Source organism: Frankia sp. QA3, from assembly GCF_000262465.1.
Taxonomy (GTDB): domain Bacteria; phylum Actinomycetota; class Actinomycetes; order Frankiales; family Frankiaceae; genus Frankia.
Genome location: NZ_CM001489.1, coordinates 5,512,930 through 5,531,438 on the forward strand (window position 1 = coordinate 5,512,930; position 18,509 = coordinate 5,531,438).

Here is an 18,509-nt window from a genome sequence, read left to right on the forward strand (position 1 = left end):
GGACCGAGAGGCACCAGCGTCATCTGTCGCCCAAGAGGGCCCGCCCGCCAGTAAGGCGCTGGCTGTTGACAGGCGCCGATGTACGATCGACCTCAGTTACCGACGCGAATCGGGGGAAGTTCGCCGAGATTCGGCCTGAAACCGTGTCCAGAGGGAGGCCAGAGGTGCTTCTGCGCTTCCGGGTGGCCAACCACAGGTCAATCCGGGACGAAGCGGAACTTTCGCTCATTTCGTCCTCACTGCGGACGATCACCCCACCTGACGGCGACTGGATCGGCGCGACCACCCGCGTGGCGGCCATCTACGGCGCCAATGCGGCCGGGAAGTCAAATCTGCTCGACGCCTTCGATTTCGCCATCAGCGCGGTTCGCCATTCAGCCACTACCTGGGCCGAGAAGGAAGACTTCCCCTATCAACCTTTTCGGCTGACCATGATCGAGGAAGCACATCCTTCATTCTACGAGTTTTCCTTGACAGTGGATGACGTCCGCTATGACTACGGGTTCAGATGCACGGACCAGGGCGTACACAGCGAATGGCTCTACAGCTACCCTGAAGGCAGGCGGCGGCGGCTCTTTGTACGCGAGTCCACCGGCGGCACTCCGATCTCATTCAGCAATCACCTGCCCGGCGACAAGGCCCTGGCAGCCAGCCTGCTGCGCCCACGCAGCCTCTTCCTCTCGGTCGCAGCCAACTCCAATCATAATTTTTTGGGACGCATCCAGCATCAGATCACCCGCAATATCCAGTATGCCAGGTACACGGAATTTGACCGTAGAACACGACTTCGCATGGTCAGAGATGTCATCGAGGACAAGGACTCTCTACAAAAGACGATCGCGCTACTCAGGATGGCCGACCTCGGCATCAGGGGCGTGACCGTCCGCGAACGGGAGCGGCCGACCTTCCTGGCAGCCTTCCTGGAACTCGCCTCCGATGATGGCGATGAGCGCGACAAAGGTGTCACCGCACGCACGCTCGCCGCGACCCGAAAAAATTTGTCTTTCGTGCATACGACCGCCGACGGAACAGAGTTCGAAATACCCGAGATCGACCAGAGCAGCGGCACTCTCGCCTGGATCAGCCTTGCCGTGCCCGCGCTGCACGCCTTCCAGGACGGAAGCGTCCTGCTGGTGGACGAGCTGGACGCCAGCCTGCATCCCTACCTTGCCGCGACTCTCGTCGGGATGTTCAAGGCGCCGGAGATCAACAAGACCGGGGCGCAGATCGTCTTCACCACCCACGACGTGAGCTTCATGAGCCCGTCGTTCCCGGCCGCGCTCGAACCCGACGAGATCTGGTTCGCAGAGAAGAACTCGGATGGAGCAACCGAGCTCTACTCACTGGCGGAATATCCGACCCGCCGGTCCGACAACTTCGCCAAGAGGTACCTCGAAGGCCGGTACGGAGCCGTGCCGCTGGTGGACCCCGACGCGCTCGCGGGAGTTCTGAGCCGGGTCGAGACGTGAGCCCCGCGGGAAGGCCGGGAAAATCCGACCTCCGGCGCAGACGAGGGACTCGGACGGAGCGACCACGGATCATCATCGTCACCGAAGGTGAACGCACCGAACCAGATTACTTCAACGGGCTTGCGCGAGCGATCCGGGCAACCGGCGTCCGAGTCATCAAACCAAAGGTCATAGGAACGGGGCGTGATCCCGAAACGGTAGTTCGAACTGCGATGGCCCATCGGGATCGCGAAGAAGGCGTGGACGCATGCTGGTGCGTCGTCGACGTCGACTCACATGCGACGCTCGACCGCGCGATCGCCCTCGCCTATTCGGCGGGGGTCAAGATCGCCATCAGCAACCCGTGCTTCGAAATATGGCTGCTCTGGCACTACGACGAGCACGCGGCACATACGCGCGGCGACAGCCTCCGTCAGATTCTCCGCGGCCACGGTCATCGGGATAAGGCGCTGCCCCCGAGCTTTCCGTTCGGCAACTACCAGGCGGCATGCGGCCGGGCGGAACGGACCGCACCCGAGTGTGCTCCCGGCATCCGCGGGCCCAACCCCTCGAGCTCTGTCTCCGCCTTGGCCACCTATCTCGTCGAGGCTAGTGGGACACACCCGCCGAGAACATGATCTGAACGTGGAGCGGGTCGAGAGGCGGAAAGCTCCCGACCCGCTCGGCGCGTTTCCTTGGACCCGCCGCTACAGGCGCTCGACGATGTAGTCGATGCTGGCGGTGAGGGCCTCGACGTCGGCGGGCTCGATCGCCGGGAAGCAGGCGACACGGAGCTGGTTGCGGCCGAGCTTGCGGTACGGCTCGACGTCGACGACGCCGTTGGCGCGCAGCACCTTCGCCACCGCGGCCGCGTCGACCCCGTCGAAGTCGATCGTCACGACGACCTGGGAGCGCTGCGCCGGGTCGGCGACGAACGGCGTCGTGTACGCCGTCTTCTCGGCCCAGGTGTAGAGGATCGACGAGGACTCGGCGGTGCGCCGCACGCACCAGTCCAGCCCACCCTGGGCGAGCATCCACTCGATCTGGTCGGCGAACAGGAACAGCGTCGCCACCGCCGGGGTGTTGTAGGTCTGGTCCTTGGAGCTGTTGTCGCGGGCCGTGGTCAGGTCGAGGAACGGCGGGATCCACCGGTCGGTCGCGGCGATCTCGGCGAGCCGGTCGATCGCCGCCGGCGAGAACAGCGCCGTCCACAGGCCGCCGTCGGAGGCGAAGTTCTTCTGCGGCGCGAAGTAGTAGACGTCGGTCTCGGAGACGTCGACGGGCAGGCCGCCGGCGCCGGAGGTGGCGTCGACCAGGTGCAGAGCGTCGGCGTCGGCGCCCACCGGGCGGCGCACCGGGCGCGCGACGCCGGTGGAGGTCTCGTTGTGCGGGCTGGCGTAGACGTCGATGCCGGCCTCGGGCGCCCAGTCCGGGTGCGTGCCCGGGGCCGAGGACACCACGGAGGGCTCCGCCAGGAACGGCGCGCCCTTCGTCGTGTCCGCGAACTTTCCGCCGAACTCGCCGAAGACGAGGTGCTGCGACCGGGTACGGACCAGGTTGAACGCGGCGGCGTCCCAGAACGCGGTGGCGCCCCCGATGCCGAGCACGACCTCGTAGCCGGCGGGCAGCGAGAACAGCTCCGCGAGCCCCGCGCGCACCCGGCCGACCAGGCCCTTGACCGGCTTCTGGCGGTGCGAGGTGCCGAGGTAGGTCGAGCCGCTGGCGGCGAGGGCCGCGACGGCCTCCGGGCGGATCTTCGACGGGCCGCAGCCGAAGCGGCCGTCGGCCGGGCGCAGGCTGTCGGGCAGTTCGATCGCGGCGGCGTCAGCCACGGGGCACCCCCGGCGAGACGTCGCCGAGCGGGCGCGGGTCCGGGCCGACGTAGCGGGCGGACGGGCGGATCAGCCGGCCCGTGCGCTGCTGCTCGAGGATGTGGGCACTCCAGCCCGCGGTGCGGGCGCAGGTGAACATGGACGTGAACATATGGGCGGGGACCTGTGCGAAGTCCAGCACCACGGCCGACCAGAACTCCACGTTCGTGCGCAGCGGGCGGTCGGGGAAGCGGTTGGTCAGCTCCTCGATCGCGGCCGCCTCCAGCGCCTCGGCCACCTCGTACCGGTCGGAGCCGAGGTCGCGCGCGGTGCGGCGCAGCACCCGGGCGCGCGGGTCCTCCGCGCGGTACACCCGGTGGCCGAAGCCCATCAGCCGCTCCTTGCGGTCCAGGGCACGCCGGACGTAGCCGAGCGGGTCCCCGGTGCGCTCGACCTCGTCGAGCATCGCCAGCACCCGGGACGGGGCGCCGCCGTGCAGCGGCCCGGACAGCGCACCGACGGCGGCGGACAGCGCGGCCGAGGCATCGGCACCGGTCGAGGCGACCACCCGGGCGGTGAACGTGGAGGCGTTCATGCCGTGCTCGGCGGCCGACACCCAGTAGGCGTCGACGGCCTGGACGTGCTTCGGGTCCGGCTCGCCGCGCCAGCGGATCATGAACCGTTCCGTTATCGTCCGCGCCCGGTCCACCTCCTTCTGCGGGACCGCGGGCTGCCCCAGGCCCCGGGCGGACTGGGCGACGAAGGACAGCGCGACCACCGACGCGCGGGCGAGGTCGTCGCGGGCCTGCGCGGGGGTGATGTCGATCAGCTGACCCAGGCCCCAGTAGGGGGCGAGCATCGCCAGCGCGCTCTGCACGTCCACCCGGATGTCACCCGAGTGCACCGGCACCGGGAACGGCTCGGCCGGCGGCAGCCCGGGCTCGAACGCCCCGTCGACCAGCAGCCCCCAGACGTGGCCGTAGTCCACCTTGCCGACGAGGTCCTCGATATCGACCCCGCGGTAGCGCAGTGCGCTGCCCTCCTTGTCCGGCTCGGCGATCTCCGTCTCAAAGGCGATCACGCCTTCCAGACCTGGCTTGAAATCGCTTGTCTTCTCGGCCATCGAGTCCGGATCTCCGCTTCTGTCTGTTGGTTCGACCGGCGGTCTGTCGCTTCGACCGGCGGCCCGCTGTGTCCTGCCTCGTCGGTCCTGCTCCATCCGATCCTGCCCCGCGGCATCCGGACACGCCAGAGCGCCGCCGCTTCGGCGGGGTTCCAGCCAACCGCCATCGCATGCGGCGGCCTCACAGTTCGCCAACCCCGACGCACTCAAACGACAATTTATGAGATGAGTCACAGTCACTTTGTCCGATTGTGCGGCTATTTGCAACAAGCTGCCGAAACCAGTGTCGGGGAGGGTCGACCAGCGGAGATCGCGTCGCGCTACGGTCGGCAGGAGAAAATGGCCTGACTGGCCGGCGGTCACGCTGCGCGAACAACTGGATCAGGAGCTCGGGAGATCATGGCGTTCGTCTTCATCAGTCATCGTGCGGCGGACATCGCCACCGCCGAACGGCTGGGGCGGGCGGTCAACGCGGTGGGCCATGCGGTGCACCTCGACCGTTGGGAGGTGCGCATCGGCGACACCGTGCCCATGTTCATGAATGAAACCCTCGCCACCGCGGATTTTCTCGTGCTGGGCCACTCCACCCTGGGAATTCACGCGCCGTGGATAGCGCAGGAATTCCTGCCGGCGCTCGCCGGGGACCTCTCGGCTCGCGGCATCATCATGCTGCCCGTGATCCTGTCCGGCACCGAGCCCCCCGCCCGGATCGGCGGGCGGCCCTGCCTCGACCTGACCACCGACTGGGACCGCGGGGTCGCCACAGTCCTGCGCGAGCTCGGCTGAGCACCCGGGCGCGGCTGGCACGATCCAGGGGTGGCCTCCACCCCGCCGTCCAGCGCCTCCACCCCGCCGTCCAGCGCCTCCCCAGCCAGCACAGCCTCCCCAGCCAGCACAGCCTCCCCAGCCAGCACAGCCTCCCCAGACGTGCCTGACCCGGCCGTGCCCGACCCGGCGGGGCTGCGGCAGGGTTACCACACCGGCCGACTGGAAACGGATCAGCTCGCGGCGACCTGGGTCGAGCAGTTCGCCCGCTGGTTCGCCGACGCGAGCACCGCGGGGGAGGGCGTCCCCGAGGCCAACGCGGCCGTCTTCGCCACCGCGTCCGCCGACGGCCGGCCGAGTGCGCGCACGGTACTACTCAAGGGGTTCGACCACCGCGGATTCGTGATCTACACGAACTACACCTCCCGCAAGGGTCGAGAGAGCGCCGAGAATCCCTTCGGCTCGCTGGTCTTCCCCTGGTACGCGCTGGAGCGGCAGGTGGTGGTCATCGGCGCGGTGGAGCGCGTCAGCCGGGCCGAGACCGAGCGCTACTTCGCCTCCCGGCCCCGCGGGTCCCAACTCGGCGCCTGGGCCAGCCACCAGTCACAGATCATCGAGTCCCGGGACGTCCTGGACGCCCGCGCCGCCGAGCTCACGGCCCGCTGGCCCGCGGGGACCCCGGTGCCCACCCCGCCGTTCTGGGGCGGGCTGCGCCTCGTGCCCGACACCGTCGAGTTCTGGCAGGGCCGGTCGAACCGGTTGCACGACCGGCTGCGCTACCGCCGCGCCTCCACCGCGGACCTCTGGGTCGTCGAACGCCTGTCCCCCTGATGTGATTGCGGTCGGCCCCGATCCGGGCGGCAACCGGGGTACCGGCACCAGTTGTTCACCGCGCTGCCCACCTAGATTCCCTATCCGAACCCGGCGGTGGCCCGGCTGCTTTCCCGGATTCCGTTGTCGCGCACGACATTGTCCGAACCACCGGTCCGCAGATGGATTCCCTCCTCCCGGCTGCGGTCGACGGACAACCCGGCGATGACGCTGTGCATGGTCGCCTCGGCCATGACTCCTTTGTCGCCCCGGCGCAGGCTGAAGCCGACCAGCCGCACCCACGAGGCGCCATCGAGATGAAACAGGTCCAGCGCCCCGGCTGTAGCCGGTTCCCCCGCCGCGGAACCCGGCGTGGCGGAATCCGCGGCGGGGGCCGGGGCGGCGCGGCGGCCCACGCCGACGGGGTAGGACGGACGGCCGGAGCGGGCGAGCCCGCGCGGGGCGCCGCGGACGGGGGCGACTCGGACGGGGGCGGCCGGGAGTGGGACAGCGGGGTCCCGGCCACGGCCGCACCGTCGATCACGGCCCGCCTCGAGCCGCACACCCAGATCGGCGCCGTCGCCGTGGCCCGCGCCGTGAGCACATATCCGCCCTGGTAGACGCCGTCGGCGAGATGGATCACCGAGCCCGCCCGGGCGGCGGCGAGGGCCCGGCGCCGTCGCCGACGAACGTTGCTGTGGACGACCCAACCGCCATCAGGAACCGCCGGCCGTCGCCGAACCCGCCTGCCGGTCCCGCCGAACATGGATACCGCCCCGACGAACGCGCCGACTTTACGGTCGGCCATGGTGGCCGGCGCCATTGACGCGACCGATGCGGTCACCGATTCATCCGGGCCGATCACTGTTCGCCGTTCAGGCGTCGTTCAGCGTCCCGTTCATCCGGGCGGCCTCCGGGTCCGGCGAACACCACCGGATGACCACGAATCACCGCTTCGTTCACCCAACGGTCCCGCTACACCGGACCCGGATGTACCGGGACGCCCGCCGCGTTGCTACCTTCTTCCCGATCAATGCTTCCCGTCGAGGTTTTCCCGACCCGGCAGATGTCGAGGGAGACGGATTCATGCGCAGCACCAGAATGCGGGCCGTGGTGGCCGGCGTTCTCGGCGTGGCGGCGATCGCGCTGGCCTCGCCGGCCTCCGCCGTCACGCCGACGCCCTCGCCGACCGAGACCGCCGCGGTCAGCTCACCGACTCAGACCGCCCCCGCGGGCGCGCCCGTCTCGCCCAGCGCGTCCCCGACAGCGACCGCCTTCCCGCTGGTCTCGACCAGCGCATCCGCCAGCCCGAGCGCGACCCCGAGCCTCGACCCCAGCGCCACACCGAGCCCGGTGGCCGGCGCCACCGCGAGCGTCGACCCGAGCGCCTCGGCCTCGGCCTCGGCCACCCCGGCCGCCGCGGCGGCCTCGACCGGCGGCACCGGCGACCCGACCCTCGACGGGTTCCTCGACCTGCTGCCGTTCAAGGTCCCGCTGGACAAGGAGATCAACGGCATCGAGGACATCGACGCCAACCCCCTCGTCCTCACGTTCGCCTGCAACGGCAGCGAGCCGGCCTGGAAGCTGAAGAACACCGGCGGCAAGAGCTTCGGCTTCGGCTGGTTCGACACCAACCTGGGCGGCGGCATCCTCGACATCGGTCCGAAGCAGACCGTCGACATCCCGTCCAAGGCCCTCGCCGTGGTCGGCTCGCCCTGGGACGCCGAGACGAAGCTCCTGCTCGTGACCGTGCCCACCGTCGGCGTGTCGAACTGCGGCGGCGCGACGAGCGCGCCGCCGGCGATCCCGGCACCCGCGGCGCTGCCGGTCGCGGCGCCCGCCGCCGGTGGCGCCGTCACGGCCGAGCCGTACTACACCAGATGACCATCAGCCGGCTCGGCCCGAGGACGGCTGCGGGAATCCTCGCGGCCGTCCTCGGCGGTGCGGTGCTCACGGGGTGCGGCGGCGGCGACGGCAGCCACAACGCCGCCACCGACCTCTCGCCGCAGGTCCGCAACCAGCTCGCCGCCATCGCGGGCCTCGGCCAGAGCAAGAGCACGATCGTCACCGCCGTCGGCACGAGCGTCGACATCTACAGCGCCCCCACGGACACCCAGCCGTCATCCACGCTGGCGAGCCCGAACGAGAACGGCGTCAAGCGGGTCTTTCTGGTTCAGGCCAAGATGCCCGGCTGGTGGCAGGTGATGCTGCCGGTCCAGCCCAACGGCAGCACCGGTTGGGTCAAGGCCGACCAGGTCACCGCGTCGGAAACGCCCTACCGGCTGGTCGTGTCCCGCGGTCGCCACCTGCTGCAGGTGTTCAGCGACGGCAAGCAGATCGCGCAGGAGCCGGTGGCCATCGGCACCAGCGACACGCCGACCCCGGGCGGACGCTTCTACCTCATGGAGCTGCTGCAGCCGCGCAACCCGAAGGGCCCATACGGCCCGTACGCGTTCGGCCTGAACGGTTTCTCGACATCGCTGAGCTCGTTCGAGGGCCGCAAACCGGTGATCGGCCTGCACGGCACCAACGAGCCGAAGATGATCGGCAAGGACGTCAGCCACGGCTGCATCCGGTTGAGCAACGACGCGATCAGCCGACTGGCCCAGACCGTCCCGCTGGGCACTCCGGTCGACATCGTCGCCTGAGTCCTCCGGTCGTCCCACCCAGACCGGTCGGCACGGTCAGACCGGTCGGCACGGTCAGGCCGGCTGAGGTCCCTGGTCGCCGCCGACCAGGGCAGGCCGGGCCGCGGCGGCGATCCGCAGGTCCGCGACGAACCCGCCGTACACCTCGTCCCGCTTGGCCGGATCCGCCCGCAGCACGGCGCTGGGGTGCAGCGTCGCGAGCAGCTGGGCGTTCGACCCGGGCGGGCCGGGCAGCAGCCGCCCGCGCATCCGGGTCACCCGGAACGACGGCCCGAGCAGCGACGCACCCGCCGTCGCGCCCAGCACCACGACCAGCGACGGCCGGATGATGTTGAGCTCGGCGGCGAGCCAGGGGCGGCAGGCGGTGACGTGCCGCGCCTGCGGCGTCTGGTGGATGCGCCGGGGGCCGTTGCCCGTGCGGTAGCCGAAGTGCTTGACGGCGTTCGTCGCGTACAGCTCGGCGCGGTCCAGCCCCGCCTCGCCGAGCGCCCGGTCGAGCAGCTTGCCGGCGGGGCCGACGAACGGCTGGCCACGGCGATCCTCGACGTCTCCGGGCTGCTCCCCGACCACCACCAGCCAGGTGCGGGCCGGACCCGCGCCGAAGACGGTCCGGGTGCCGGGCAGCTCGGCGAGGTCGCATCCCCGGCAGGCGGCGGCGGCCGCCGCGAGCGTGGGCAGATCCGCGCCAGGGGGTACCACGACGGGCTGCATGCTCATCCTGAGATTCAAGCGGACGCGCCGACCTGCGGTCCTGCGGGGTCAGACGGGGTGGGCGTGGCGCGCCACACGTGGGTTGCCCTCCACATCCCACGCGGGCGCGACCACCTCCGGCGGAGCCCGTCACTTCTCCACCGGGCTTCGAGCGGGAGATCCCTGCCCACAAACTCCCTGCCCTGTCACAAGGGTGGCCAATCCTCGCCCGGCGTACCCATCGGACCGGACAACCCGGGTGTCAGATTCGCGACACGTTTCGCGCTTGCGGCCAAGCCATCCATCCGGTAGACGATCACCTCGATGAGGAATCCGGCCACCGGTTCGCCAGCTGCCCCGGCCACCTCAGCCGCGATGGCGGGCCGCCTCGTAGCGGGCCAGCGCCTCCCGCCGCTCGGCGGCGTGGTCGACCACCGGCGCCGGATACCCCTCGGGCGGCCCGTCCGGCAGCGTCCACGGCTCGTGCACCTTCGCCCGCGGCACGTCGCGCAGCTGCGGTATCCACCGGCGTACATAGGTCCCGTCCGGGTCGTACGTGCGGCCCTGTGACACCGGGTTGAACACCCGGAAGTACGGTGCGGCGTCGGTACCGGTACCGGCCGTCCACTGCCAGCCGTGATGGTTCGACGCCAGGTCGCCGTCGACCAGATGGTCGAGGAACCACCGCGCCCCGTGGGTCCAGTGGACGTGCAGGTCCTTGCACACGAACGACGCCTCGATCAGGCGGACCCGGTTGGGCACCCAGCCCTCGGCGAACAGCTGGCGCATGCCCGCGTCGACGATGGGGAACCCCGTGTTGCCCCACTTCCAGGCCTCGAATCCGGCCCCCGGCGGCTCATATGCCATGTCGGCCAGCGCGTCGGTCAGGTCCGCGCGAGCGGACGCGGGGTTCGCCGCGAGCACGTCGGCGTAGAACTCCCGCCACGCCAGCTCCGACCGGAACTTCTCGACGTCACGCTCCCGGTCTCCGGACTGCTCCATACCGCCGGACGACCTCGAGGCGGCGGACGACCTCGAGGCGGGGGAGCCGGTGACCCGGTCGAGCTCGGCGAGGACGGTCCGCGGATGGATGCAGCCGTACTTCAGGTAGGGCGACAGCCTCGAGGTGGTGTCCTCCCCGGGCACGTCGCGCCGCTCGGCATAGCCATCCAGCGAGCCGTGCAGGAACTCGGCGAGCCGCTCGCGCGCGGCCTTCTCGCCCGCCGCGGGCAGCCGGGTACCGCCGAGGTCCGGATCGGCCGGGATGTCGTCGGAGGGTAGCCGCGCCCAGCGGACCCCGTCCGGCTCAGCGATCGGGCGGCGCCAGCCGTGCTCCTTCCATGCCCGGTAGAACGGGGTGTAGACGCGAAACGGCGTTCCGCCCGCCGTGGACAGCCGGCCCGGCGCTACGGCGTACGGCGACCCGGTCCGGACGAGCTCCCGGCCGTCGGCGCGCAGCGCCCGCTCGACCTCGCTGTCGCGGCGGCGCCCGTAGGGCCCGTAGTCCGCGGCGATGTGCACCTGGCGCGCGTCGACGGCCCGCGCGACCGCGGGGACGACGTCCACCGGATCGCCCACCCGCACGCACAGCCGGCCACCAAGCTGCTCGTCCAGCTCCCGCAGGCAGCGGTGCAGGAAGGCGAGCCGGACCGGACCGGCCGGGCTGCGCAGCACGTCGTCGAGGACGAACAGCACCAGCACCTCGTCGACCCCGTGCGCCGCCGCGCGCAGCGCCGGGTTGTCACTCAGTCGCAGATCCCGCCGCAGCCAGCAGACCGACACCGTCATGCGAGCGGACGCTAGCCGGTCGACCGCCCCTCGCCGCGGCGCGGGGCGGCGAACGCGGAGGACCCGCCGATCTATAGCTGTGCGTCATCGAAAGATTACTGTGAGCTTATGATTGCCGGGTGCAGGTGACCGTCGCCATCGCGTGGGATCGCGGTTTCTCGGATGCCTGGTCCCGCATCGCGGAAACCGGGCCGAAGATCGGGGTCTTCCTCACGATCTGCGTGCTCGGCGGCCTGCTGGTCCGGGTCGGGGCACGGCTGCTGACCGCCCTGGCGATCCGGCTGGGGATCGACCGGGCCCTGGACCGATCCGGCCTGCCGGCCCTGCTGCGCCGGCCGGCGGCGGATGTCCGCACGGGCGCGGTGCGGGTGCTGACCGGCCTCGGCCTGCTCACGGTGCTGCGCGTCGCCGTGGGTGTCTTCGGCCCGAGCGCCGCCGAGGACACCGTCACCGAGCTGCTCGCGCTGCTGCTGCACACCATGCTCGCAACCGTGATCATCGCGATCGGGGTCAGCCTCGCCCGGCTCGCCCGTACCTTCGTGCACGAGGCGCTGCGGGAACTCAGTTATGCGCACGCGGCCGGCAACACGGTGGCCGCCGTACTCGTGATCACATTCGGCAAGGCCGGGCTCGACGAGGTGGGCCTCGCGACCTCCGTCACGACCCCCCTGCTCTGGGCCATCCTCGCCACCCTGACCGGGGTGATCGTGGTCGGAGTGGGCGGGGGCCTCGTCCGACCCATGCAGCTGCGCTGGGAGGAGATCCTCGAACACGCCGAGGACACCGCCGCCCAGGCCCGGCTGACCTGGCGCGCACGCCACACCGACCCCGCCGAGACCGACCCCGCCGAGACCGACCCCACCGCCGCCGACCTCACCGCCGCCGACCTCACCGCCGCGGACCTCACCGCCGCGGACCTCACCGCCGCGGAAGGCGCGGACGTCGACGCCACCGGCCCGACGACCAACGAGCCGACGGCCAACGAGCCGACGGCCAACGAGCCGCCCGCCGACCCGGACGTGCCGGTCGAACCGGATCCGGCCGGGGGCCCGGTGTCGCCGTCAATCCCGGTCCCGACGCCGGGAGCGGTTGCGGCCACCACGCCCCGTCCGTCCATCCCACCGCCGGGCGAACAGGCCCCCCTCGAACCCGCCGCGCCCGACCGGACCTCGGCATCCGCCTCCTCGCCACGGCCGAACGGCCCGCCCCGGCCCGCCGACGGGCCCCCGCCGGAGGGACCCCCGTAACCTGTGGCTCGTTCCCGCCTCTACCGTCACGCAGGGACCAGTGGGTGTGCGTTAGGCGAACTACGGCGCGTTCGGCCCCTGGGTGGGGCACTCTGGGAGAGGACGGGATGTCAACGCCGGTCATCGACCTGAACCGCCCGTACCACCCGGACCCGGACACCTGACCCGGACACCTGACCCAGCCAGGAGACCCGCCGATCGATCTCCACATGACCGATCTTCGCGGCAGGAACCTCATCAACGTCACGAGTGGCGAGCGGAGGGACATCTCGGTGGAGGAGCTCTCGGACATGGAGCGTTCCCGGCTGCTCCTCGGCTGGCTGGCGGCGCGGCGCGCGGTGGACAACTGTCTGTCGGACCTGCTCGCCGCCGGTCCCGCGGGAGAACGTCGGGTGCGCGAGTCGCTGGCGCTCGTGGACGACCTGGAAAGTCGCGCCCAGGAGGCGTTCGACCGCTACCGCACCGCCGCGGAGAGCACCTCGGCTCCCCCGCCGCGTCCGGCGGGCCGCTGGTCGCCGCCGGCCACGGCGGAGCGCCCCCGCCTCAATGTGGTCCGCGCCCCGGAAGGCGACCTCGCTCGCAGCAGTTCCAACACGAAGAGTAATCACCGGCACCGGTGACGCCCGGTCCGCTACAGGCGGGCCAGAATGGCCATCGTGCCGGCCGTTCGTCGCCGCCGCGTCACCGCGGTCTGGCTCCTCACCTTCCTACTCCCCGCGCTACTGACCGTCACCAGCTGTAGCGGGCTGAGTGGAACCCGCCGAGGCAATGTGGTCCCCGGGGCCACCCCGACCGCGCCGCCGACCACCGGACCGGACGCGTTCGAGCAATCCGGCCGCGGCATGCCGATCCGGATCACGCTGCCGCCGCCCGGCACACCCCGGCCGTACCCACTGATCGTGGCGCTGCACAGCCTGCACTACGACGGCACCGACCCCAAGGCGCACTGGGATCTCGACGGCCTCGCCCGCGCCGCGGGCCTCGCCGTCGTCTACCCGGACGGCATCGGCAAGGCCTGGAACGCCGGGACATGCTGCGATACCGCGAAGATCAACAGCATGGACGACGTCGGCTGGTTGCGCGCGCTGATCGCTCACCTGAGCGAGAACTACCCGATCGACCGTACGCGGGTCAGTCTGATCGGCCTGTCCAACGGCGGCATGCTCGCCTACCGGTACGCCTGCGAGCACGGCGACGAACTCGCGGGCATCGCCGTGGTCGCGGCGAGCCGGCAGGTGGCGCAGTGCCAGCCGGCGGCGCCGCTGACCGTCGTCGTCGTGCACGGCGGTGCCGACGGTCACGTCCCCTACCTCGGCTCGCAGTGGTCACCCGTGCTGCAGACGGCGATCACCCCGGTCGAGGAGAGCATGGCGCCGTTCCGCGCGGTGGACCACTGCCCGCTGCCCAGCCAGCCCGGCGACACCATCCTCACCGACTCCACCGGGGTGCCCTGGCACGCCGAGGCTCCGCCCACGGCCCTGTCCGCCGGGCAGCAGCCCGCACCCGCGGCGTCCACACCCCAGCCCGGGGCGCCGACGCCGGTGCCCGGACCTTCTACACCGGTACCCGACGGTCTGGCCGCCCCCGCCGGCCCCCCGGCCGCACCGGTGACGACCGGGCCGGTGGCCGTCCGCAGGGAGGCCCGGTGCGCATCCTCGGCCCGGGTCGTCCAGTTCCTGATGCCCTCGATGGGCCACGGCTGGCCGCCCGCCGCCGGACCGAACTCGTTCGCCACCAGCGGGGTGATCTGGAACCTGCTCGCGCCGGCGCGGTCCGCCCACCCCGGGCCCCGGATGTGACGGCCGGCGAGGTCAGGCCACCGGAGAGAACGACGCGCGCAAGGCGCCCATCAGCGTGTTCAGCGTCGCAGCAGCGCTCGTGGACACCCTCGCGATGAGCACGTAGACGGCCCCCGCCGCGGAGACCGTCCGCATCAGGTAGGACACGCGCTGACCCTCGCGGTCATAGGAGCCGGCAAGCTCCTGGGTCGGCTGGCCGCTGGTGTCCGTCGCCGGGCCTGAACGCTCCTTCGTCAGCCCCGAGACCGCGTCGAACTCGCCCGCCTGGACCTGACTGAGCGCCGCTGCCGGGTCGGCGCCCGCGATCCTGGCGACTCCGATCATCTGCGGGCCGTACTCCGAGACGGTGCCGGGCTCCCCGTAGAAGATGCCGGTGTTGTCGCGACGCTGCTTCCACACCGGCGGATGGGAGAAAGTCGCCTTCTGCAGCGGGTCGGTGTAGGGGGCCCAGTCCGCCGGCACGGCGATCTGGCCCGTAGCCGGCTGGTCGGTGCTCGGGGCGGCGGAGGCACCCGCGCCGGGCGCCGCCGGCCCGGCGGACGCGGCGGAGGCCGACGGGGACGGCGTGGTGGCCGTGGCGGTGCGGCCGCTGGGGCGCACCTTCTCCCACACGACGCCGGCGCCGACCCCCACCCCGAGCGCGACCGCCAGCACCACCAGCGCCACGCCGAGGCGGTGCAGGAAGGACATGGAGTCGGCACCGCCACCACCCCGGCGGTCGTCGAGCTCGTCGACCTCGTCGAGGTCGCTGACGTCATCGGGCTCGGGGAAGTCGCGTTCCATGGCCGCCGTGAGGGGACCACCCGCACGGCGCGGCGCGGGAGACCGGTCGCTACCCGGACGATGCGGCCCGGTCCGCTTCCTGATCATGGTAGGCGGAGAGTCCAGCGACTGGTCGCCCTCCCGACCGGCGATGGCGCCGCCGACGCCGGTCCGTCCCGGCCCACCCGACCGCTGCGGGCGGGACGGGCGTGCCGGAGCTCCGAGCCGGTCGGCGCGACCCGGGTCGGCGCGGTCGCCGCCGCCGGAACCCGGCGGCGGCCGGCCGGAGCGCGGCCGGTCGAGGCGGGGGTCCTCGGTTCCCGCAGGGGCCGCGAAGCGCGCCCGCGCGCCAGTGCCCCCAGGCCCGCCATCGGTCCCGGCACGGCCTGCCCGCCCGCCAGCACCGGGCGCCGCGCCGCCGGCCGGGCCATCGGCGGCCCCGAACCCCGGCGGGGTCGTCCGATCCCGCGGACCGGCGTCACCAGGGCGGCCGGGCCGTCCCGTCCGTTCCCCGCCGACGGCCGGATAGCCCTGTCCGCCGGTGGCGGCCGGCCGCGACCGCACGACCGCGTGCCGGCCCGTGTCCCCGGTGGGGGCACCCGGCCGTGCCGCCGGGCCGGTAGCGTCGCCTGTTGTGCGTCGCCCGCCGGCCGGCGGGACGAGAGCCCTGCGGGTGGAGGTGCCGGTGTCCCGGGGCAGGCCCGAGGCATCACCGGCCCGCGGCGCGCGCGGTCCCGCCGGTCCCGCCGGTCCTGGCGAGCCGGGCGGTCCCGGCGGCCAGGCCCGGTCCCGATCGGGGCCCGGACCGCTGTCCCGGCTGTCCCGGCTGTCCCGGCTGTCTCGGCCCTGCGGGCGGCCCCGACCGTAGGGATCGTCTCCCGGGCCGTCCGCAGACCCGAATCCGCCGCTCACGCCCCCGGGGAGATAGGACCCGGTCGGCGGGCCGGCAGGGTAGTAGGGTCCGGTGTCCGCTCCATAGCCCGCCGCGGGCAGCCGATCACCATGGCCGCCGGGGGCGGGCGGACCGCCATAACCTGCGGGGGCTTGATCGGCCGGAGGGTAGGGCCCGCCCGGCGGGAGGTTTCCCCCGGGCCGACGGTAGGCGGGCTGGCGGTGGTCATCGTCCCATTCGGCCCGTCGCGCACCGTCCGTCACCAGACGACCTCCGATCCCGAGCCCCCGCACGCATTCGTTCGTCCCACCGGTGTACCACGGAGTTGCCGGCACGTAGCGCGCGCCTAGTTGACAACAGCCCGCCAGGGGCATAGAGGCCGGGTCGGATATCACCGACCTGCAGCGATATCCTCCCATGGCGCACCGGGCGCCTGATGGGGGGACCGTCGATGAAGGGCTTCAAGCAGTTCCTGATGCGAGGGAACGTGGTCGACCTCGCGGTCGCCGTGGTGATCGGCACCGCCTTCACCGCTGTGGTGACGTCCCTGGTGAAGACCATCTTCACCCCGCTGATCGCGGCGATCTTCGGCAAGCCGGACTTCTCGGCCCTCACGTTCACGGTTAACGGCAGCGTGTTTCGCTACGGCGAGTTCATCAACAGCGTCGTCGCCTTCCTCTCCGTGGCGACCGTGATCTACTTCGTCGTGGTGCTCCCCCTGAAGACCATCAACGACCGGCGCGCCCGGGGCCAGGTCCCGCCCGAGGAGGACCCGGTGCTGACCGATGAGGCACGCCTGCTCACCGAGATTCGTGATCTACTGGCGGAACGCCGTCCCACCTCCTGAGTCGGTCGACACCGGAGGGACTCCGCACCGGTCCATCCTGTCGATCGCTTACCCGAACGTTGGTCGGCATTCAGGAATCGCTCAGGCTCGCAAGGGAAAGTGCCTACCATGACACCGCGTCTCCCCTTCAGCAGCGGCGCCGAGGACGCTCAGGCGGACAGCGGCCGGGAGGAGGCCGGCGCCGGGCACGACTCGCCGTCCCCCTGGGCCCCACCCGCCGAAGGCGCATACGGGTCACGGGCAGAACAGCCTCACCCGGCCGGCCCCGGCAGCTCCACGCCCGATCGCCCGGTGGCGTCGCCCCCCGGTCTGCCCGGGACGCCCTACGGCGCTCCCCCGCCGGTCCACCCATCCACCGGCCCCGGCCAGCCGGCGCCGTTCAACACCGGCGGGCTCGCTCCCGGGCCCTGGGGACCGCCCAGCCCGGGTCCGGGCCAGGGCGGCCCAGGGCAGGGTGTGGTCAGGGCGAACGCCGGTCCCGGCGGGGTGAGCGGTCCGTACGGCCCGGGAGCCCCGGGAATCGGCGGCCCCGGAGGACCGGACGGTCCGGGTCTGCCGCCCAGCCCGCCCGCGGGGGGACAGCCGTGGGGTAATCAGTGGGGCGCTCCCGGCGGGGGCATTCCACCGACCGCGCACGACCTCCACGGCAACCGGCTCACGACGGCGACGGCCTCTCCGCTGCCCTGGCGGCGGCGCCGGCTGGTGGCCGCGGGGCTCGCCATCGCCCTCGTCTCCGCCGGCATCGGGGGAGGCGTCGGCGCCCTGGTCGCCGACAACGACAGCGGGAACACGGTCGTGACCACCGCCGGGCTCGAGCGCAGCAGCGACAGCTCCGGCGGGACGTCCCCGGCGGCCTCCGGCACCGTCGCCGCGGCGGCGCAGAAGATCCTCCCAAGCGTCGTGACGATCGCCGAGGAGTCAAGCAGCGAGTCGGGCACCGGTTCCGGGACGATCATCCGCTCGGACGGACACATCCTGACGAACAACCACGTCGTGTCGGGCGCCTCCGGCGGCGGCACGCTGACGGTGACCCTGCAGGACGGCCGCACCTTCGACGCGCAGGTGGTGGGGACCGACCCTAGTTCCGACCTCGCCATCATCAAGATCAACGCGCCGGGGCTGACCGCGGCGACCTTCGGCAACTCCGACTCGCTGAACATCGGCGAGCTGGTGGTGGCCGTCGGCAGCCCGCTCGGCCTGAACGGCACGGTGACCTCCGGCATCGTCAGCGCCGTGCACCGCCCGGTCCGTACCGGCGACTCGACCGTGCAGGACCAGCAGAACGCCGTCCTCGACGCGATCCAGACCGACGCGCCGATCAACCCGGGTAACTCCGGCGGTCCGCTGGTCAACAGCCGTGGCGAGATCATCGGGGTGAACAGCGCGATCGCGACCGTCGGCGGCGGCGGCGGGGGCGGTCCGTTCGGCGGCAGCCAGCAGTCCGGCAACATCGGCGTCGGTTTCGCGATCCCCGGCAACTACGCCGAATCGGTGGCCACCCAGCTGATCGCCACCGGACGCGCACAGCATCCCTACCTGGGTGTCTCCGCGTCGACCGCGGCCGAGAACACTCGCTCGACCGCGTCCAGCGGCACCGGCGCGCAGATCCGGTCGATGGTCTCCGGCGGCCCCGCGGAAGGCGCCGGCCTGCGCACCGGCGACGTGATCACCAAGGTCGGCGACCGGGCCGTCAGCGACGTCGACTCCCTGATCGCGGCGGTGCGCTCACACGCCATCGGAGACGAGGTCCAGGTGACGTACACCCGCAACGGCCAGACCGGCACCGTGAAGGCCCGGCTCGCCCTGCAGCCACCGACCTCCTGATCACCGTCCTGATCACCCGCCCTGATCGTCGCCGTCGTACCGCTTCGGAACCGAC

Annotated in this window: 18 protein-coding genes; 12 read left to right on the plus strand and 6 right to left on the minus strand. The window is 71.9% G+C overall.

Annotated elements, in window-relative coordinates:
* Nucleotides 1–164: 164 nt before the first annotated feature.
* Nucleotides 165–1,469 carry an ATP/GTP-binding protein gene (locus FRAQA3DRAFT_RS22580; RefSeq protein WP_009741364.1) on the plus strand — a complete coding sequence of 435 codons (1,305 nt, stop codon included), beginning with the start codon at nt 165–167 and terminating at the stop codon, nt 1,467–1,469.
* Nucleotides 1,466–2,086 carry an RloB family protein gene (locus FRAQA3DRAFT_RS33510; protein WP_009741365.1) on the plus strand — a complete coding sequence of 207 codons (621 nt, stop codon included), beginning with the start codon at nt 1,466–1,468 and terminating at the stop codon, nt 2,084–2,086. The genes FRAQA3DRAFT_RS22580 and FRAQA3DRAFT_RS33510 overlap by 4 nt, the downstream gene beginning before the upstream one ends.
* Nucleotides 2,087–2,155: 69 nt before the next feature.
* On the opposite strand, the gene serC is transcribed toward FRAQA3DRAFT_RS33510, so the two are convergent.
* Complete coding sequence (gene serC, locus FRAQA3DRAFT_RS22585) at nt 2,156–3,280, minus strand: phosphoserine transaminase (RefSeq protein ID WP_009741366.1); 1,125 nt, start codon at nt 3,278–3,280, stop codon at nt 2,156–2,158.
* Entirely contained in the window at nt 3,273–4,382 is a 1,110-nt protein-coding gene (locus tag FRAQA3DRAFT_RS22590; protein WP_009741367.1) for a citrate synthase 2, read from the minus strand. Before FRAQA3DRAFT_RS22590 ends, serC begins: the two co-directional genes overlap by 8 nt.
* A gap of 399 nt (nt 4,383–4,781) precedes the next feature.
* Here FRAQA3DRAFT_RS22590 and FRAQA3DRAFT_RS22595 point away from each other — a divergent pair, with 399 nt between their 5' ends.
* Together FRAQA3DRAFT_RS22595 and pdxH are read left to right on the plus strand one after the other, a co-directional pair.
* On the plus strand, nt 4,782–5,168 hold the full coding sequence (locus FRAQA3DRAFT_RS22595; RefSeq protein WP_009741368.1) for a toll/interleukin-1 receptor domain-containing protein: 387 nt from the start codon (nt 4,782–4,784) through the stop codon (nt 5,166–5,168).
* Nucleotides 5,169–5,309: 141 nt separating this feature from the next.
* On the plus strand, nt 5,310–5,978 hold the full coding sequence (gene pdxH, locus FRAQA3DRAFT_RS22600) for a pyridoxamine 5'-phosphate oxidase (protein WP_009741369.1): 669 nt from the start codon (nt 5,310–5,312) through the stop codon (nt 5,976–5,978).
* 80 nt (nt 5,979–6,058) lie between these two features.
* Here the strand turns inward: pdxH and FRAQA3DRAFT_RS22605 are convergent, their stop codons facing one another.
* Nucleotides 6,059–6,211, minus strand: coding sequence for a hypothetical protein (locus FRAQA3DRAFT_RS22605; protein ID WP_157467591.1), 153 nt, complete (start codon nt 6,209–6,211; stop codon nt 6,059–6,061).
* Nucleotides 6,212–6,274: 63 nt separating this feature from the next.
* Here FRAQA3DRAFT_RS22605 and FRAQA3DRAFT_RS22610 point away from each other — a divergent pair, with 63 nt between their 5' ends.
* From FRAQA3DRAFT_RS22610 to FRAQA3DRAFT_RS22620, 3 genes are all read left to right on the plus strand, one after another.
* Nucleotides 6,275–6,577 carry a hypothetical protein gene (locus tag FRAQA3DRAFT_RS22610; RefSeq protein WP_009741370.1) on the plus strand — a complete coding sequence of 101 codons (303 nt, stop codon included), beginning with the start codon at nt 6,275–6,277 and terminating at the stop codon, nt 6,575–6,577.
* A gap of 466 nt (nt 6,578–7,043) precedes the next feature.
* Nucleotides 7,044–7,841, plus strand: coding sequence for a hypothetical protein (locus FRAQA3DRAFT_RS22615; RefSeq protein ID WP_009741371.1), 798 nt, complete (start codon nt 7,044–7,046; stop codon nt 7,839–7,841).
* Nucleotides 7,838–8,605, plus strand: coding sequence for a L,D-transpeptidase (locus FRAQA3DRAFT_RS22620; protein ID WP_009741372.1), 768 nt, complete (start codon nt 7,838–7,840; stop codon nt 8,603–8,605). Before FRAQA3DRAFT_RS22615 ends, FRAQA3DRAFT_RS22620 begins: the two co-directional genes overlap by 4 nt.
* 54 nt (nt 8,606–8,659) lie before the next feature.
* On the opposite strand, the gene FRAQA3DRAFT_RS22625 is transcribed toward FRAQA3DRAFT_RS22620, so the two are convergent.
* Together FRAQA3DRAFT_RS22625 and FRAQA3DRAFT_RS22630 are read right to left on the minus strand one after the other, a co-directional pair.
* Entirely contained in the window at nt 8,660–9,316 is a 657-nt protein-coding gene (locus FRAQA3DRAFT_RS22625; RefSeq protein ID WP_009741373.1) for a UdgX family uracil-DNA binding protein, read from the minus strand.
* A 345-nt stretch (nt 9,317–9,661) separates the two neighbouring features.
* Nucleotides 9,662–11,083: a deoxyribodipyrimidine photo-lyase gene (locus tag FRAQA3DRAFT_RS22630; RefSeq protein ID WP_009741374.1), complete on the minus strand. Its 1,422-nt coding sequence runs from the start codon at nt 11,081–11,083 to the stop codon at nt 9,662–9,664.
* A gap of 119 nt (nt 11,084–11,202) precedes the next feature.
* On the opposite strand from FRAQA3DRAFT_RS22630, the gene FRAQA3DRAFT_RS22635 reads away from it, so the two are divergent.
* The 3 genes from FRAQA3DRAFT_RS22635 (at nt 11,203) to FRAQA3DRAFT_RS22645 (ending at nt 14,129) form a co-directional block, all read left to right on the plus strand.
* Complete coding sequence (locus FRAQA3DRAFT_RS22635) at nt 11,203–12,330, plus strand: hypothetical protein (protein ID WP_009741375.1); 1,128 nt, start codon at nt 11,203–11,205, stop codon at nt 12,328–12,330.
* 209 nt (nt 12,331–12,539) lie between these two features.
* Nucleotides 12,540–12,950, plus strand: a complete 411-nt coding sequence (locus FRAQA3DRAFT_RS22640; protein ID WP_232291708.1) for a hypothetical protein — start codon at nt 12,540–12,542, stop codon at nt 12,948–12,950.
* 27 nt (nt 12,951–12,977) lie between these two features.
* The gene (locus FRAQA3DRAFT_RS22645) at nt 12,978–14,129 is read left to right on the plus strand and encodes a PHB depolymerase family esterase (protein ID WP_009741377.1); all 1,152 of its coding nucleotides are present in this window, start codon (nt 12,978–12,980) and stop codon (nt 14,127–14,129) included.
* A 12-nt stretch (nt 14,130–14,141) separates the two neighbouring features.
* On the opposite strand, the gene FRAQA3DRAFT_RS35380 is transcribed toward FRAQA3DRAFT_RS22645, so the two are convergent.
* A complete protein-coding gene (locus tag FRAQA3DRAFT_RS35380; protein ID WP_009741378.1) occupies nt 14,142–14,912 on the minus strand; it encodes an LpqN/LpqT family lipoprotein in 771 nt (256 codons plus the stop codon).
* Between the two features lie 1,322 nt (nt 14,913–16,234).
* On the opposite strand from FRAQA3DRAFT_RS35380, the gene mscL reads away from it, so the two are divergent.
* Nucleotides 16,235–16,630, plus strand: coding sequence for a large conductance mechanosensitive channel protein MscL (gene mscL / locus FRAQA3DRAFT_RS22655; protein ID WP_009741379.1), 396 nt, complete (start codon nt 16,235–16,237; stop codon nt 16,628–16,630).
* A gap of 108 nt (nt 16,631–16,738) precedes the next feature.
* Entirely contained in the window at nt 16,739–18,454 is a 1,716-nt protein-coding gene (locus FRAQA3DRAFT_RS22660) for a trypsin-like peptidase domain-containing protein (protein ID WP_009741380.1), read from the plus strand.
* The last annotated feature ends 55 nt before the right edge of the window (nt 18,455–18,509 follow it).